Origin of the sequence: Bradyrhizobium sp. CCBAU 45321 (assembly GCF_028128975.1) — a bacterium.
GTDB lineage: Bacteria > Pseudomonadota > Alphaproteobacteria > Rhizobiales > Xanthobacteraceae > Bradyrhizobium > Bradyrhizobium yuanmingense.
Map to the genome: position 1 here is coordinate 410,871 of NZ_LFKZ01000129.1, position 16,151 is coordinate 427,021.

Annotated in this window: 13 protein-coding genes; 4 read left to right on the plus strand and 9 right to left on the minus strand. The window is 64.3% G+C overall.

The window, feature by feature from the left end:
- The first annotated feature begins 53 nt into the window (after window positions 1-53).
- Together ACM43_RS31710 and ACM43_RS31715 are read left to right on the plus strand one after the other, a co-directional pair.
- Window positions 54-995, plus strand: coding sequence for an ABC transporter permease (locus tag ACM43_RS31710; RefSeq protein ID WP_025034874.1), 942 nt, complete (start codon window positions 54-56; stop codon window positions 993-995).
- Window positions 996-998: 3 nt separating this feature from the next.
- Complete coding sequence (locus ACM43_RS31715; protein WP_271545385.1) at window positions 999-1,883, plus strand: ABC transporter permease; 885 nt, start codon at window positions 999-1,001, stop codon at window positions 1,881-1,883.
- 35 nt (window positions 1,884-1,918) lie between these two features.
- Here ACM43_RS31715 and cnbZ read toward each other — a convergent pair whose 3' ends face one another.
- From cnbZ to ACM43_RS31760, 9 genes are all read right to left on the minus strand, one after another.
- Window positions 1,919-2,665 (minus strand): 2-amino-5-chloromuconate deaminase CnbZ, encoded by a 747-nt coding sequence (gene cnbZ, locus ACM43_RS31720; protein ID WP_271545387.1) that lies wholly within the window; start codon window positions 2,663-2,665, stop codon window positions 1,919-1,921.
- Between the two features lie 9 nt (window positions 2,666-2,674).
- Window positions 2,675-3,925, minus strand: a complete 1,251-nt coding sequence (locus ACM43_RS31725; RefSeq protein ID WP_271545389.1) for an adenylate/guanylate cyclase domain-containing protein — start codon at window positions 3,923-3,925, stop codon at window positions 2,675-2,677.
- Window positions 3,922-4,311: a response regulator gene (locus tag ACM43_RS31730; RefSeq protein WP_025034870.1), complete on the minus strand. Its 390-nt coding sequence runs from the start codon at window positions 4,309-4,311 to the stop codon at window positions 3,922-3,924. Before ACM43_RS31730 ends, ACM43_RS31725 begins: the two co-directional genes overlap by 4 nt.
- Entirely contained in the window at window positions 4,308-6,902 is a 2,595-nt protein-coding gene (locus tag ACM43_RS31735) for an ATP-binding protein (protein WP_271545390.1), read from the minus strand. The genes ACM43_RS31730 and ACM43_RS31735 overlap by 4 nt, the downstream gene beginning before the upstream one ends.
- A gap of 130 nt (window positions 6,903-7,032) precedes the next feature.
- A complete protein-coding gene (locus ACM43_RS31740) occupies window positions 7,033-10,128 on the minus strand; it encodes a MexW/MexI family multidrug efflux RND transporter permease subunit (RefSeq protein WP_036025801.1) in 3,096 nt (1,031 codons plus the stop codon).
- Between the two features lie 68 nt (window positions 10,129-10,196).
- Window positions 10,197-11,390, minus strand: coding sequence for an efflux RND transporter periplasmic adaptor subunit (locus ACM43_RS31745; protein ID WP_036004727.1), 1,194 nt, complete (start codon window positions 11,388-11,390; stop codon window positions 10,197-10,199).
- 1 nt (window position 11,391) lies between these two features.
- A complete protein-coding gene (locus ACM43_RS31750) occupies window positions 11,392-12,093 on the minus strand; it encodes a TetR/AcrR family transcriptional regulator (protein WP_157281098.1) in 702 nt (233 codons plus the stop codon).
- A gap of 139 nt (window positions 12,094-12,232) precedes the next feature.
- A complete protein-coding gene (locus ACM43_RS31755; protein ID WP_157281096.1) occupies window positions 12,233-12,823 on the minus strand; it encodes a thiamine pyrophosphate-dependent enzyme in 591 nt (196 codons plus the stop codon).
- Window positions 12,820-13,362, minus strand: a complete 543-nt coding sequence (locus ACM43_RS31760; RefSeq protein WP_157281094.1) for a phosphonopyruvate decarboxylase — start codon at window positions 13,360-13,362, stop codon at window positions 12,820-12,822. Before ACM43_RS31760 ends, ACM43_RS31755 begins: the two co-directional genes overlap by 4 nt.
- Before the next feature lie 120 nt (window positions 13,363-13,482).
- Between ACM43_RS31760 and ACM43_RS31765 the strand changes: the two genes are divergently transcribed.
- Both ACM43_RS31765 and rocD read left to right on the plus strand, forming a co-directional pair.
- A complete protein-coding gene (locus ACM43_RS31765) occupies window positions 13,483-14,703 on the plus strand; it encodes a cytochrome P450 (protein WP_271545395.1) in 1,221 nt (406 codons plus the stop codon).
- 230 nt (window positions 14,704-14,933) lie between these two features.
- Window positions 14,934-16,148 carry an ornithine--oxo-acid transaminase gene (rocD, locus tag ACM43_RS31770; protein WP_271545397.1) on the plus strand — a complete coding sequence of 405 codons (1,215 nt, stop codon included), beginning with the start codon at window positions 14,934-14,936 and terminating at the stop codon, window positions 16,146-16,148.
- The last annotated feature ends 3 nt before the right edge of the window (window positions 16,149-16,151 follow it).

Here is a 16,151-nt window from a genome sequence, read left to right on the forward strand (position 1 = left end):
GTTCAGCAGCGCAACATTGCATGTTGCGCTTCGCCCGGGACACGAGTGGGACCATGCTGAACTTCCTCGCCCGCCGCCTTGTGCAGATCGTGCCGACGCTGTTCTTCGTCTCGGTGCTGATCTTCTCGCTGCAGCAATTGCTGCCGGGTGACCCCGCGCTGGTGATGGCGGGCGAGGAGCGCGATCCCGCCGTGATCGAGCAGATCCGCCGCCAGTACCGGCTCGATCAGCCCGTCCCGGTGCAGTACGCCTACTGGATCAAGGGCGTGCTCTCGGGCGATTTCGGCGAGTCGCTGCGCAACAAGATGCCGGTGCGCGAGCTGATCGCGCAGAAGCTGCCGGTGACGCTGCAGCTCGGCTCGATGGCGATCCTGATCGCGCTGCTGATCGGCATTCCCGCGGGCATCGTCGCGGCCGTGAAGAAGGGTTCCGCCTGGGACTATGGCGCCAATCTCTTTGCGCTGTGGGGCATCTCGACGCCGAACTTCTGGCTCGGGATCATGCTGATCTTCCTGTTCTCGATCGAGCTTGGATGGCTGCCGGCTTCCGGCTACGTGCCGCTCACCGAGAACTGGCGCGCAAGCCTGGCCGTCACCATCATGCCGGCTTTCGTGCTCGGCAATGCGATCGCCGCGATCCTGATGCGGCATACGCGAAGCGCCATGCTTCAGGTGCTGGAAAGCGACTACGTGCGCACCGCGCGCGCCAAAGGGCTGTTGGAGCGCACGGTGATCCTCAAGCATGCCATGCGCAATGCGCTGACCCCCGTCATCACGCTCGGCGCGCTCGAGCTCGGTACGCTTCTCTCCGGCGCGGTCCTGACCGAGCAGATCTTCTCCATTCCCGGCTTCGGCAAGCTGATCGTGGATGCCGTATTCAACCGCGATTATGCCGTGGTTCAGGGCGTCGTCCTGGTCACGGCCACGGTCTACATCACGCTGAATCTGGTGGCCGACATCGCATACATCCTCGTCAATCCGCGGCTCCGGGGCTGATCCATGACCGACGCCGCGCTGCCGAGCCCTCTCACGCGAGCCGACGAGCTGGATAGCCCGGCCCGCCGCGCGCGTCGGCGGCTGTTCAAGCGCAAGGCGGCGGTGTTCGGGCTCGTCGTGCTCACGATATTCATCGTCCTTGCCGTGCTCGCTCCGCTCATCGTGCCCTATGATCCCATCGCGACGAGCTGGAGCCTGGTGCGCAAACCGCCGACCTCGGCCCACTGGTTCGGCACCGACGAGCTCGGCCGCGACATCCTCAGCCGCGTCGTCTACGGCGCGCGCGCCTCGCTGCTCGCAGGCCTGATCTCGGTCGCGATCGCGCTCGGCATCGGTGTGCCGCTCGGTCTCCTTGCCGGCTACCGCGGCGGCTTCACCGACGCGCTGATCAGCCGCATTACAGATGCGATGCTGGCCTGCCCGTTCCTGATCCTGGCGATCGCACTCGCCGCGTTCCTCGGCCCGAGCCTCGGCAATGCCATGATCGCGATCGGCATCTCGGCGACGCCGATCTTCATCCGCCTGACCCGCGGCCAGGTGCTCGTCGTCAAAGCCGAAGACTATGTCGAGGCCGCGCGCGCACTCGGCAATCCGCCGTGGCGGATCGCGCTCTCGCACATCCTGCCGAACATCCTGCCGGCACTTCTGGTGCAGGCGACGCTCTCGATCGCTGCGGCCATCATCGCCGAAGCCGCCCTCTCCTTCCTCGGCCTCGGCCAGCAGCCGCCGGCGCCGTCGTGGGGCAGCATGCTCAACGCGGCACAACGCTTCCTGACCCAGGCGCCCTGGATGGCAATCTGGCCGGGCCTTGCGATCTTCCTCGTCGTGCTGTCGCTGAACCTGCTCGGCGACGGGCTGCGCGACGCACTCGACCCTAGGCAGCGCTGAGGCGATAACAATAGCCGAAGGACGAGCGTCGAGCCTCAGATCACCACTTCCCGCAGCACGCGGCGGCAATCCATCTCGAATTCCAGATCGACCACCGGCGGGCGGGCGAAATGCCAGGTCAGCCCGGAACGGAGCGCGCCGCGGCGGACCAGCTCGTCCACCAGCGCGTGGTGAAAGTCGTGCACGGAATAGGCCTGCACGCCGGTCGTATCCTTCCAGCCGAAGCCGAAGGCCGCCATCCGGTTTTCCATCTGCGACGTGGTGGTGAAGCGCACCTTCTCGCGCAGCCCCTCCGGGCTGAGGTCGCGGTAGCGCACCGTGCGCTCGACATAGGTGCCGCTGCCCTCGCGCGCCTCGGCGCCGCCGGCGATGACGAAGCTCGGCAAATTTGACCGCGCCGGACGCGTGAAGGAGAACGCATAGAACGACGGCTCCGACGACGGATCGATCTCCGGACAGACATTGCTGCGCGCCACCGGATTGGTGGTGCCGTCGAAGATGCCCCATTCGGACAGCGTCTTCACATAGTGCAGATTGAACGCGCGAAAGCCTTCCTCGCTGAAGGCCGCGGGCGAGCGCAGCTCGCAGGCGCAGAACGCCGTCAGCGGGCGGCCCGCCTCCTGGATGAACTTTGCCGCCAGCGCAAATCCTTCCGCGAGCGGCACCAGGCGGTCGAACCGAACCCGCTCGATCTCGTAGCCCTCATCCGCGGCAGCACCGGCGGAATATTGGAACACGGACGGAATGAAACGATAATTGCCGGCCGAGAATTCGCGCGTCATGACGGACTCCTATTCCAGTTGCATGCGAGTGCCCTTGGCGCCGTTGAGCAGGCGCTTCAGGTGAAAACCGGCCAGCGGATCTTCGGCGTGCATGCCGACCAGCGCGGCGAACGACGGCATGGCGGCGGCGTCGCCGGCCTCCATCTTGGCAAAGGCCTCGGCATATTGCGCGGTCGCCGGCGCTTCGAACCTCGCCTGCGGTAGCGGTTCGAACGCACGCAGCGGCTCGCTGCGTCCGCGCAGCATCAGGTCGCCCACGGGGCGGCCGTGGAAGTTTGCAGCGGCTTCTGCCACGCTGACACTGACGCAAATGCGCGTCCCCAGATGCTTGTTCGCCGCCTCAAGCCGGGCCGCAATATTGATGGTGTCGCCATAGGCGGTGTAATCGAAGAAGCGGTTGCCGCCGAAATTGCCGACCAGTGCCGGACCGGCATGGGCACCGATGCGGGTGGCTCCGAAGTTCACGCCTCTTGCCTTCCAGCGCGCCGAAAAATCCTCTGCCCAGGCGTCGAGGGCATGGGCACAGGCGACCGCACGCGTTGCATAGTCCGGCTGGTCGCCGGGGGCGTTGAACAGCACCTGGATCGCATCGCCGATGATCTTGGCCACCGTCCCCTCATGGGCGAAGACGATCTCGGTCATGCCGCCGACATATTCGTTGAGGAGCTCGCCCAGCGTCTGCGGAGGCGCGGTCTCGACCAGCGAGGTGAATCCGGTAATGTCGGTGAACAGGGTGGCGACATCGCGCCACTGCACCTCGATGCCGTCGCCATCGACGTTCGCGGCCAGCCGCCTTGCGATCTCCGGCGAGAAGAAGCGCGACAGCGAGGCATGGGCGCGCTCGGCTTCCATCTGGCGCCGCCGCACCTCGCGCAGCATCTCCACGTGGCGGACGGTCTTCTCGATCGTGGCTTCGAGGTCGGCGAAGTCGATCGGCTTGGTCAGGAAGTCGAACGCACCGCGGTTCATGGCGGTGCGGATGTTGCTCATGTCGCCGTACGCCGAGACGATGATGATCGACTTCTTCTCCTCGGCCTCCTGGAGCTTCGCGAGCAGCGACAGGCCGTCCATCCGCGGCATGTTGATGTCGGAGACCACCATGTCGACATGCGGATTCTGCTCCAGCGCTTCCAGCGCCTCCAGGCCGTCGCGCGCAAAGATCAGCGCGAGCCGCCCATCGCGGATTTGCCTGCGGAATTTCTGCAGGATCAGCGCCTCGAGATCCGGCTCGTCGTCGACGAAGAGGATGGTCGCAGTCATGCGGCTTGCTCGAGCCTCGTATCGATCTCCTGGCGCAGCAGCGCAAAGTCGATCGGCTTGGTGAGGAGCCCGACGGCGCCGCGTTCGATCGCCTTGCGGCGCGTCTCGGCATCGCCATAGGCCGTGATCATGATGACGGGAACATCGGGATGCGCGGCACGCACCTTCGGCAGCATGTCGAGCCCGCTCATGCCGGGCATGTTGATGTCGGACAGGATCAGGATCAGCGAGGGATCACGAACCTCGGCAGCGCGCTCGAGCGCCTCGGGGGCCGAGAGCGCAAACTCCATCTGAAACCGGCCGGCGCGCAGGTCGCGCCGGAACTGCTGCCGAAACAGTGCCTCGACGTCGGGCTCGTCATCGACGACCAGGATGTAAACGTTCAAGACTTTCCTCCGGAAGTGTCGCCCGCTGCCATCGTCCGCGGCAGCGTGATGATGAACTCGGTGAATACACCTTGTGTGGTGTTCACGTCGATCGTGCCGCCGTGTTGTTTCACCACGATGTCGTGGCTCATGGAAAGGCCGAGTCCCGTGCCCTCGCCGGCCGGCTTGGTGGTGAAGAAGGGATTGAACATCTTTTCCTTCACCTCGGCTGGAATCCCGGTGCCGTTGTCGCGAATCCGGATCTGGACCCTGTCTCCGAGATTCTTCGTTGCCGCGCGCAAGGTGGGCTCGAACGCATCGCCCTCGCTCTCCTTGCGCTTGGCCGCGGCATAGAAGCCGTTCGAGATCAGGTTCAGCAAGACGCGCGTAATCTCCTGCGGATAGACGTCGATCATGCCGGCAGCCGGGTCGAAATCGCGCTGGAGCGTGACGTTGAAGGCAGGCCTTTCGGCGCGCGCGCCGTGATAGGCGAGATTGAGACTCTCCTCGACCACCGCATTGATGTCGACGGCGCGATGCTCGCCGGAACCCTGACGCGAATGCAGCAGCATGTTCCTGACGATGGAATCGGCGCGCTTGCCGTGCTGCACCACCTTGTCGAGATTGGCCCTGAGCATGCCGGTCAGCTCGTCGACCTCCTCCTTCGTCTTGCCGTCGAGCGCGGCCGATTGCAGGATCTCGTTGAGCTCGTCGATCAGCTCGGTCGAGACCGCGGAGAAGTTGTTGACGAAGTTGAGCGGGTTCTTGATCTCGTGGGCGATGCCGGCGGTGAGCTGGCCGAGGGAAGCGAGCTTCTCGGTCTGAATCAGGCGGTCCTGCGCGGTGCGCAGATTGTCGAGCGATTGCGATAGCTCGGTCGTACGCTCGCGCAATTGCTTCAGCAGGCGCGTATTCTCGATCGCGATGACGGCTTGCTTGGTAAAGTTCTCCACCAGCGCGACTTGTTTGTCCGTGAAGCCGCGAATCTCTTGTCGAAAAATCGTCATCGCGCCGATCAGATCATCCTCTTTCAGCATGGGTACGGAGAGAAGGGTTCGGGCGCCGGCAACGTCGGCCATTCCGACGACAAAGGGAACACCGGCCTTGTACCCGGGACTTTCCCTCAAGTCGTTGATCTGCGCGGGCTGATGCGTCGCGATGATTGCAGCCAGCGTCGTTCCTGGATGTGGGAAGATCGGAGTCCGCTTACGGAAGGCGGAGAAATCGGGCGGAATGTTGTAGTCGGTGACGATGTTGAATTTCTGGCCGTCCCACAGATTCATCGTGCCGAAATTCGCACCGCAGACGCGGGTAGCATTCTCCAACATCTTCTGAAACACCGGCTCTAACTCTCCCGGAGAGGAGCTAATGACTTCGAGCACCTCCGACGTCGCCGTTTGTTGCTCGAGCGACTCCCGCAATTCGGCTGTCCGCTGCTCGACCTTGTTCTCGAGGTCCGCATAGGATTCCTGCAGGCACGCGCTCATGTCGTTGAACTGGTCGGCGAGACCTTCGAGCTCGTCGCCGGTATTGATCGAGATGCGCTGGGAGAAATCACCACCGCCCATTCGTTCCGCGCCGCTCCGCAGCGCCTGAATCGGCCCGACCATGCGACGCGCCAGGAAGATCCCGGCCAGCACCGCGAAGATGGATGCCGCGAGCAGCACGATTGCAAGGCGCTGCAGCGAAGCATAGAGCGCGGCATAGGCTTCCTCGACCGGCAGCTCGACGAACATGGTCCAGCGCAGCGGCTCGATCGGGGCCGATGCGGTCAGCACCTTCTGCCCCTGGATGTTGTGGGCCTCGGAAAGCACGTCAGGCATGGCGCCGCCGGCCTGCACGGCGCGTACCTGCGCAAGGCCGGACATGTCGGTGTTGCGCAGCACGAGACTGATGTCGGGATGCGCGATCAAGCGGCCCTCCGGGCCGACCACGTAGGCGTTACCGCGCTCGCCGACCTTGATCTGGGACACGACGTCCCAGATCAGCTTGAGATTGACCTCGGCGATGCTGACGCCGGCATCCTTGCGTGCGCCCGCCAGCCCCAGCGTCATGTAGGGCTCGGACTCCCGGCGAAAATAGACCGGCCCGTAATAGACCTTGCGCGCGACCGCTTCGGTGAACTTCCGATCGCTCGACAGGTCGATCCCGCTGTCGAGCACGTCCATCGCCAGCCGCGAGACCCGCAGCCGCTCCTTGCCAGTCGAATCCACCTGGGCCAGCTCGGTGATCGCAGGGACCTGGCGCAACAGGCGCAGCGCGTCGAACCGGCGCTGCTCGATCGAGCCGCCCGACCAGGGCAGCTGCGTGGTCCAGCCGAGCTGGCTCTCGATCTCCTTGACGAACCGGCCGATCTTGGCAGCGGCCGCCTCGGCCTGCTCGTGCTGGACCCGGATCAGAGAGGCCTTGTGCTCGCGATAATAGAAGTAGACCTCGAACAGGCCATTGGCGAGCAGCGCAATGGCGACGACCGCCACGAAAAGCGCGACGTATTTGGCGAAGAGCCGGGTCCGGATTCCGCGCCCCGCCGTGTCGCCGGAGGCGACCTCGCCTGGGGCCGCGCTCGGCAATGTCCCGGCTCGAGGTGTATCGGGGTGGAGGGACAGGCTCATTCCACGGAACCTAGCAAGAAGACCGGACCTTGTCTCTCGCAAGCGCGGCAAGGAGCTCGCCCGAGACCCAACGAAAAGGGCGGCAGCGGATCACCGCTGCCGCCCTTTCGGGACTAGCCTGCCAACGGCCTCAGGTCGGCCGTAGCGCCTTTGAATCGAGGTCCAGCTCGCCGATCTGCTTGTTCCGCTCCGAATCGGCCGCCGCGCGATGGTCGGTCGCCAGCACCACATAGACTGCCGGCAGCACGAACAGCGTGAACAGCGTGCCGATCGACATGCCGGCGACGACAACGAGACCGATCGAGAAGCGGCTGGCCGCGCCCGCGCCGGTCGCGGTCAGGAGCGGGATCAGGCCGGTCACCATCGCGGCCGTGGTCATCAGGATCGGCCGCAGACGGATGCGGGCCGACATCTCGATGGCCGAGCGGCGGTCGAGCCGCTCGTTAACCTGGAGCTCGTTGGCGAACTCCACCATCAGGATGCCGTGCTTGGTGATCAGGCCGACCAGGGTGAGCAGACCGACCTGGGTGTAGATGTTTATGGTTGCCATGCCGAAGAACAGCGGGATCAGCGCACCGACGATCGCCATCGGCACCGAGATCATGATGACCAGCGGGTCGCGCAAGCTCTCGAACTGGGCCGCCAGCACCAGGAAGATGATGATCAGCGCGAAGCCGAAGGTGATGGCAAGCTGATTGCCTTCCTGCACGTATTGCCGGGAGTCAGCCAGATAGTCGTGGCTGAAGCCTTGCGGCAGCTTCTTGGCCTCGCCTTCGAGGAAGTCGACCGCAGCGCCGACGGTCACGCCGGGCATCGGCACGGCGGAGAACGTCGCCGAATTGAGCTGGTTGTAGTGCGTCAGCGAATTCGGATCGGTCTTGGTCCTGATCGAGACCACGGTCGACAACGGAAGCTGCTGCCCGGTGTTGGTCGTCACATAGTAGCCACCGAGCGATTCCGGGGACAGCCGCTTGCCGCGCGGCACCTGCGGAATCACCTGATAGGAGCGGCCCTCGAGGTTGAACCGGTTGATGTAATTGCCGCCGAGCAGCACCGCGAGCGTCGAGCCGAGGTTCTGCATGTTGACGCCGAGGTCCTGAGCCTTGGTGCGGTCGATCGTCACCTCGACGTTCGGCTGGTTGTAGGCGAGGTCGCTATCGGAGACGATGAACATGCCGCTCTTGCGTGCAGCCTCCTTCAGCTTCTCCATCTGCTCATAGACGGTCTGGAAGCTGGCCGTGGAATTGATCACCATCTGGATCGGCAGACCGCCGGGTCCGCCCGGCAATGGCGGCAGGTTGAACGCGAACGCCTGCACGCCCTCGATCTTGGAGAGCTCGGCCTGCACCAGCGGCTTCAAGGCGATCGACGAGCGTGTGCGCTCGTCCCAGGGCTTCAAGAGCATGCCGGCAATGCCGCCTTGCGGGCCGTTGATGCCGTTCAGCACGAAACGCAGATCGGTCTCGGGAAATTTCTGGAATTCCTTGTCGAGCTTCTCGCCGTAGAAATCGACATAGTCGATGTTGGCGTATTTCGGCGCCTTGGTCACCGCGAACACGATGCCCTGATCTTCCTCGGGCGCCAGCTCCTTCGAAGTGTTCATGTAGAGGAAGCCGACGAGTCCCAGGATCGTCACGGCGAACAGGCCGGTGATGGCCTTGTAGTCGAGCGAGCGGTCGAGCTTGCGGCCATACCACCGCGTCATGGCGCCGAACACCCGGTTCACCAACTTGGCGAAGCGGCCCTCTTCGGTGTTCTTCAGCAGCACCGAGCACATCATGGGCGACAGCGTCAGCGCGATCACGCCTGATACGATGACCGAGCCTGCGAGGGTAAAGGCAAATTCGCGGAACAGCGACCCGGTGAGGCCACCGAGGAACCCGATCGGCGCGTACACGGCGGCGAGCGTGATGGTCATAGAGATGACCGGCCCGACGATTTCGCGCGCGCCTTGTAGCGAGGCCTGGACCGGCGTCTTGCCCTCCTCCAGATGGCGATGGATGTTCTCCACCACGACGATGGCATCGTCGACGACGAGGCCGATCGCCAGGACCATCGCGAGCAGGGTCAGCAGGTTGAAGCTGAAGCCCAGCGCCAACATCATCGTGCAGACGCCGATCATCGACAACGGAATGGTGACGACGGGAATGATGACGGAGCGCAGCGAGGCCAGGAACAGGAAAATGACCACGATCACGATGATGACGGCTTCGCCCAATGTATTCCGCACCTCGTCGATCGAAGATTGGATGAACTTGGTCGAGTCGTAGGCGACCTTCATCTTCATCGAGGGCGGGAGGTTGCGTTCGAGCTCGGGGAACAGCGCGCGCACACCCTTGACCAGCGTCAGCGGATTTCCCTGTGGCGTCGCCTGCACGCCAATGAAGATCGCGCGCTCGCCGTTAAAGGCGACGCTGGCATCCGTGCTCTGGGCTGCAAGCTCGACGGTGGCGATGTCCTCCATCCGCACGAAGCCGCCGTCCTTGGCCTTGACGATCATCTTCTTGAACTGATCGACGTTGGTCAGGCCCGTGTTGGTCGAGACGTTCGAGACGATCAGATAGCCCTTGGTCTGACCCGCCGCGGACTGGAAGTTGTTGGCCTGGATCGCCGCCGCAACGTCAGCCGGCGATACGTTGCGGCCCGCCATCTTCACCGGATCGAGCCACAGCCGCATGGCAAAGGTCTGGCCGCCCAGAATGTCGGCCGAGGCGACGCCGTCGACGGTCGACAGCACCGGCTGCACCACGCGCGTCAGATAGTCGGAGATGGCCGAGCCCGACAGCTCGTCCGAGGAGAAGCCGAGATACATCACGGCCGTGGTCTGGCCGGTGGTCTTGGTGACGATCGGGTCGTTGGATTCCTTCGGAATCAGATACTTCACCGAATTGGTCTTCGCCAGCACCTCGGTGAGCGCCTGGTTCGGATCGAAGTTCAGCTTGATGTAGACCTGGATCGTCGAGGTGCCGAGCACCGAGGACGAGGTGATGTAGTCGACGCCTTCGGCGGACGCGACCGCCTGCTCGATCGGCGTGGTGATGAAGCCCTGGATCAGGTCTGCGGACGCGCCCGGATAGACGGTCGTGATGTTGATGACCGTATTCGACAGCTTCGGATATTGCCGGATCGGCAGCACCATTGCCGCGCGCAGGCCGATCAGCAGGATCAGCAGGCTGACGACGACGGACAGGACCGGTCGTTTGATGAAAATGTCGGTAAAGGCCATCGCGGGCGATCTCGATTTCTTTTTTCAAGACGCGTGATCCGGCCGGGCCGGATCACGCGAGGATATTGTCAGTAGCGCGGCGGCTGCGCCGGGATCTGCGGGGCCGGATCGGTCGAGATCGATACCGGCGCGCCTGATTGCAGCTTGAGCTGGCCGAGAGCGACGACCTTGTCGCCTACCTTCAGGCCCTTGACGATTTCGACGCGACCCTCGACCCGGTTGCCGGTCTGCACGAAGGTGCGCACCGCCGACAGGCTGGTCTTGCCGTCTTCTTCCTTCTTCTCGGTGATCACGAACACCGAGTCGCCGTACAGCGTGTAATCGACTGCCGTTTCAGGCACCGTGATCACGGCCGGCTTCTCCGGCAGCACCACGGTCGTGGTGACAAACATGCCGGGCTTCAGGATCTTCTCCGGATTGGCAATCGTGGCCTGCACGCGGATGTTGCGAGTATCGGTCGAGATCTGGGGCTCGATCGTGGTGATCTTGCCCTCGAAGGTGCGGCCCGGATAGGCGTCGACCTTCAACCGCACGACCTGGCCGACCTTGAGGCTGCCGGAATCCTTTTCCGTCACCGTGAAGTTGGCCCACAGCTCGGACAGATCGGTCAGCGACACGATCGCCGTGCCGGCGGTCAGATACTGGCCGACCTCGACCTTGCGCATGCCGAGATCGCCGGCGAACGGCGCGCGCACCAGCTTCTGCGAGATCAACGCCTCGGTCTTGGCGATGCCCGCCTGCGCCTGGTCATAGGCAGCCTGCGCGGTATCGACGGTCGCCTGCGGACCGAACTGGCGCGAGGCCAGCTGCTTGGCGCGTTCAAGCGACAGCTGCGCGACGGTCGCTTGCGCCTTGTAATTGGCGAGATCGCCCTGCTCGGGCGCGTCGAACAGTTGCACCAGCGGCGTGCCGGCCTCGACGCGCGTGCCCGGCTCGAACTTGATCGCGGTGACACGGCCGTTGACGTCGGCGCTGACGTCGACCTGATGCACGGCGACGAGGCTGCCGACCGCGGTGAGCAGGTTCGGCACCACCTCGGACTTCGCCTCGGCCGCGCTGACAGCGGTCGGCGGCGGCTTGTTGTTGGCGAAGAATTGCTTGATCATCTGGCCGCGGAAGTAATTGAACCAGACGAGCCCTCCGACGAGCACGGCCAGAAGCGTGCCAACGATGATGAACCAGCGCACTGGCCGGACCGGACGCTTGGGAGCCTTGTTGTCGATCGGTTGCCCCGAAATCTTGTTTTCGGCCACGATGTTCATGTCATGCACTTTCTGCAATCGCCGCCCGGTTCGCATCCGCGGCCTGATTGCGGCCCAGATGCGAAGCAATTGCGGCGTCGTTAAGTCCGATACCCCTCAGGAGAAACTCACAGAGCTGCCGCTCCAGGTCGGTCGCCCTGCCATAAGCAAGACAGGGCGTGGCCGGCAGCCTGGTCAGCGCCGCGGTCATCACCGCATGATGCGCGAACCAGAACAGGTTGAGCGGATCGCCAGAGCAGGGCCGCGCGTCACCGCTCGCAACCGCACGCTCGAGCGAGGCGACGAAGACAGCGCCGATCAGCGTCTCGATCTTGGCATACAGCAATCGGGCGAATTCGCCGTCATCCAAATGGCTCGTGGCCATTAGCCGCAGGCGCTGGGCCTCTTCCTGATCGGGACCGTCGGCGATCTGGAGGAAGTGTTCGACCATGCCGCGGATCACCTCGACCAGCGTAGCCGTCGACGGCTCGCGCTCGAGCAGCTCCATCAGAGCGGGATCCGCCTCGCATTCGTCGCTGAGGATCTCGGCGTAGAGCGCCGCCTTGGACGGGAAATGCTTGAACAGCAGCGCTTCAGAAATGGCAGCGGCGGCCGCCACGCTCTTGGTCGTGGTGCCGTTATAGCCGTGTCGGGCAAAGCAGCGCTTTGCGGCGCCGAGGATCAATTGACGCCTCAGGTCGCTCGTCATACGCAATGAGCTCATGCTGGGTGAGTAAGCACTCACCCACGCAGGAGTCAAGCACTATGTTGCATCGCAACCTGCATGCGACCTAGAATCAATGGAAATTGGTCGAGCCTGCACGGCCCGCGTGCAGGCGTTCGGCAAGGGATTGAGGGACCGCCTAGATCGGCTGGAAGCCGAGGTCAGCACGGATCCGGTTGACGATGTAGGTCCCGTCCCGCGTCGGCAGAATCCGCTCCAGGCCGGCGCTGTCGATCTTCACATTGGCAAAGCGCGGACCCGCGGAGACGTCATGGACGACTTTGGCGAAGGCCTCGACCTCGGCCATGGTCGTGACGGCCCGGCTGTCGTTAATGCCGCAAGCCTTGGCGATGCCGACGAGGTCGGCGGCGGCGGAGGTGTGGCTGGTCTGGCCGCCGGTCTCGCCATAGGCCTCGTTGTCGAGCACTGCGATCGAGAGGTTGGCCGGCTTCTGCAGGCCGATGGTGGCAAGGCTGCCCATGCCCATCAGCATCTCACCGTCGCCGGTAATGACCAATACCGGCAGCTTCGGCTGCGCCAGCGCCAGACCCAGCCCGATCATCGCGGCACCGCCCATGCCGCCCCAGAGGTAGAAGTTCCGGGCGTGGTCGCCGGCGGCGCACATGTCGTTGGTGGACGCACCGAGGCCGCCGATCGCGACGACGTCCTTGCGGTTCGCCAGCAGCGTGGACACCACCTTCCGGCGGTCGAGGAGATTGGCCTTGCTCATTTGGTGAAAACCTTGGCGCCGATCAGGCGCTGCGACAGAAGGACGGCGGTGGGCGTCAGCGCGTTGTAGGCCTGGGCTGCGGCGGCCTCCAGCACGGCCGGCACCTCGGCTGCGTGCGATGCGCGCAGCACCTTGACGCCGGAGAGCTCGAACACGCCTTGCGTGGTCGAGCCCATCGGCACCTGCCATGGATTGAACTCGCCCCACTCGCCACGCATCGTCACCAGCGTGAGGAACGGAAAGCGCAGGATCGGGATCAGCGACAGCATGTTGATGCAATTGCCGACGCCGCTCGACTGCATCAGCAGCACGCCGCGCTGTCCGCCGGCCCAGGCGCCGGCGAGCAGCGCCACGCCCTCCTCCTCCGTCGTCAGCGCGATGCCACGCATGGTGGAGGAGCCCAGCACGCGCTGGATCAGCGTGGAATGACCGGCGTCCGGCACATAAGGCACCTGCCGGACGTCGAAGCGCTGCAAGGTCGCGAAAATATCGTCGGGCCAGTTCGGCGCCGTGTCGGCAGCGTCAGCGCGTGCGTGCATTTTCCTGTCCGGTCGGCTAGCAGTGTGCCAAGACTAAAGCTGCAAAGACTGTAGACGCAGGCATGCGCCTACCAGAACAACAAAAACGGCATATCGGCTTTAACCGGCGAGTATAACGGGATGAACGCAGATGCGAAGGCGCTGGCGGCAAGCTTCGACCTCGAGAAGCTGACGCCGGAGTTCTACGACAACCCCTACCCGACCTATCGTGCACTGCGGGAGAACGAGCCGGTCAAGCGCCTGCGCAGCGGCACCGTGTTCCTGACCCGCTACGACGATCTCGTCACCACCTACAAGAACACGAAGTCGTTCAGCTCGGACAAGAAGCGCGAGTTCGCGCCGAAATACGGCGACACCCCGCTCTACGAGCACCACACCACCAGCCTCGTCTTCAACGACCCGCCGTCGCACACTCGCGTGCGCCGCCTCATCATGGGCGCGCTGTCGCCGCGCGCGATCGCCAGCATGGAGGGGGACCTCATCAAGCTGGTCGACGGCCTGCTCGATGCCATCGAAGCCAAGGGCGCTTGCGAACTGATCGAGGATTTTGCCGCTTCGATTCCCATCGAGGTGATCGGCAATCTGCTCGACGTGCCTCACGAGGAGCGCGGGCCGCTGCGCGACTGGTCGCTGGCGATCCTGGGTGCTCTCGAACCCGTGGTGTCGCCCGAAGTAGCTGCGCGCGGCAACAAGGCGGTGGCGGACTTCCTCGCTTATCTGCAGACGCTGGTGTCGCGGCGGCGCGCAAAGCCGGGCAATCCCGAGCGCGACGTGCTGACGCGTTTGATCCAGGGGGAAGAGAACGGCGAGCGGCTAACCGAGAAGGAGCTGCTGCACAATTGCATCTTCCTGCTCAATGCCGGCCACGAGACCACCACCAATTTGATCGGCAACGGCCTCGTGGCGCTCGACCGGCATCCCGACCAGAAGCAGCGCCTGATCGAGAACCCGGACATGATCAAGACCACGATCGAGGAGGTGCTGCGCTACGAGAGCTCGAACCAGCTCGGCAACCGCATGACCACCGAGAAGGTCGAGCTCGGCGGCGTCATGCTCGATGCCGGCACGTCGGTGACGCTGTGCATTGGCGCAGCCAACCGCGACCCCGCGCAGTTTCCCGACCCTGAGCGTTTCGACATCGCGCGCACGCCGAACCGGCACCTCGCGTTCGCCACAGGCGCGCATCAATGCGCAGGCATGGCCCTGGCGCGGCTGGAAGGGGCGATTGCGATCTCGCGCTTCCTGGCGCGCTTTCCGAACTATGCCGTGAGCGGCCCGCCCGTGCGCGGCGGACGGGTCCGGTTCCGCGGCTTCTTGAGCGTGCCCTGCGCGCTTGGCTGAGGGGCCGGCAACCAAATTGCGAAAACAACCCCATGCACAGTAGAGCCTGGGTCGCGGAACGGTGCCCTGTGGCCCGGCAGAACCACCTGACATTTCGGGACTATCAGGCCGCGCCGCGCCATCGGCGCATCAAGGCTTCCGAGCTGACAAACTGATACCCACATTCATTTGGGCGCGACCCGCCGGTGCAGTCGATTGACGCCCCCCACGCTGCAATGGAGTGACGACAGATGAGCGCGTCGGTCATTGATTTCATCGCAACAGAAGCACGCTTCGGGGCCCGTAATTACGAGCCGATCGGGGTCGTCCTGTCGCGTGGCGAAGGTGTCTGGGTCTGGGATACTGAAGGCAACCGGTACCTCGATTGCCTGTCCGCCTATTCGGCGGTCAGCCAGGGCCACTGCCACCCCAAGATCCTGGCGGCGATGGTCGAACAGGCGCACAGGTTGACGCTCACCTCGAGGGCTTTCCACAACGACCAGCTCGCCTTGTTCTACGAGGAGATCGCCGCGCTCACCGGTTCCCACAAGGTACTGCCGATGAACAGCGGCGCCGAGGCGGTCGAAAGCGCGATCAAGTCGGTCCGCAAATGGGGCTACGAGGTGAAAGGCGTGCCGGACGGCCAGGCCGAAATCATCGTCTGTGCCAACAATTTTCACGGACGCACGCTCGGCGTCGTCGGCTTTTCAACCGACCCCGAGACACGCGGACACTTCGGGCCGTTCGCGCCGGGCTTCAAGGTCATCCCGTTCGGCGACGCCCCGGCGCTTGCGGAAGCAATCAACCCAAACACGGTCGCCTTTCTGGTCGAGCCGATCCAGGGCGAAGCCGGTGTCGTCATTCCTCCGGCCGGCTATTTCACTGAGGTCCGGGAGCTCTGCACCGCCAACAACGTGATGCTGGTGCTCGACGAGATCCAGACAGGGCTCGGCCGCACCGGCAAGCTGCTCGCCGAACAGCACGAGGGAATTGAGGCGGACGTGACGCTGCTCGGCAAGGCCCTGTCCGGCGGCTTCTATCCGGTCTCGGCCGTGCTCTCGAACAACGACGTGCTCGGGACTTTGCGGCCCGGGCAGCATGGCTCGACCTTCGGCGGCAACCCGCTTGCCTGCGCCGTAGCTCGCGCGGCGATGCGCGTGCTGGTCGAGGAAGGCATGATCGAGAACGCGGCGAGGCAAGGCGCGCGCTTTCTGGAGGGCTTGAAGGACATTCGCGCCAATACGATCCGCGACGTGCGCGGGCGCGGCCTGATGCTGGCGGTCGAGCTGCATCCCGAGGCCGGACGGGCACGCCGCTATTGCGAGGCGCTCCAGGCCAAGGGCATCCTCGCCAAGGATACCCATGAGCATACGATCCGCATCGCCCCGCCGCTGGTGATCACCGGCGACCAGGTCGACTGGGCGCTGGAGCGGTTCGCCGCGATCCTGACGCAGGATTTCTCTTGAGAC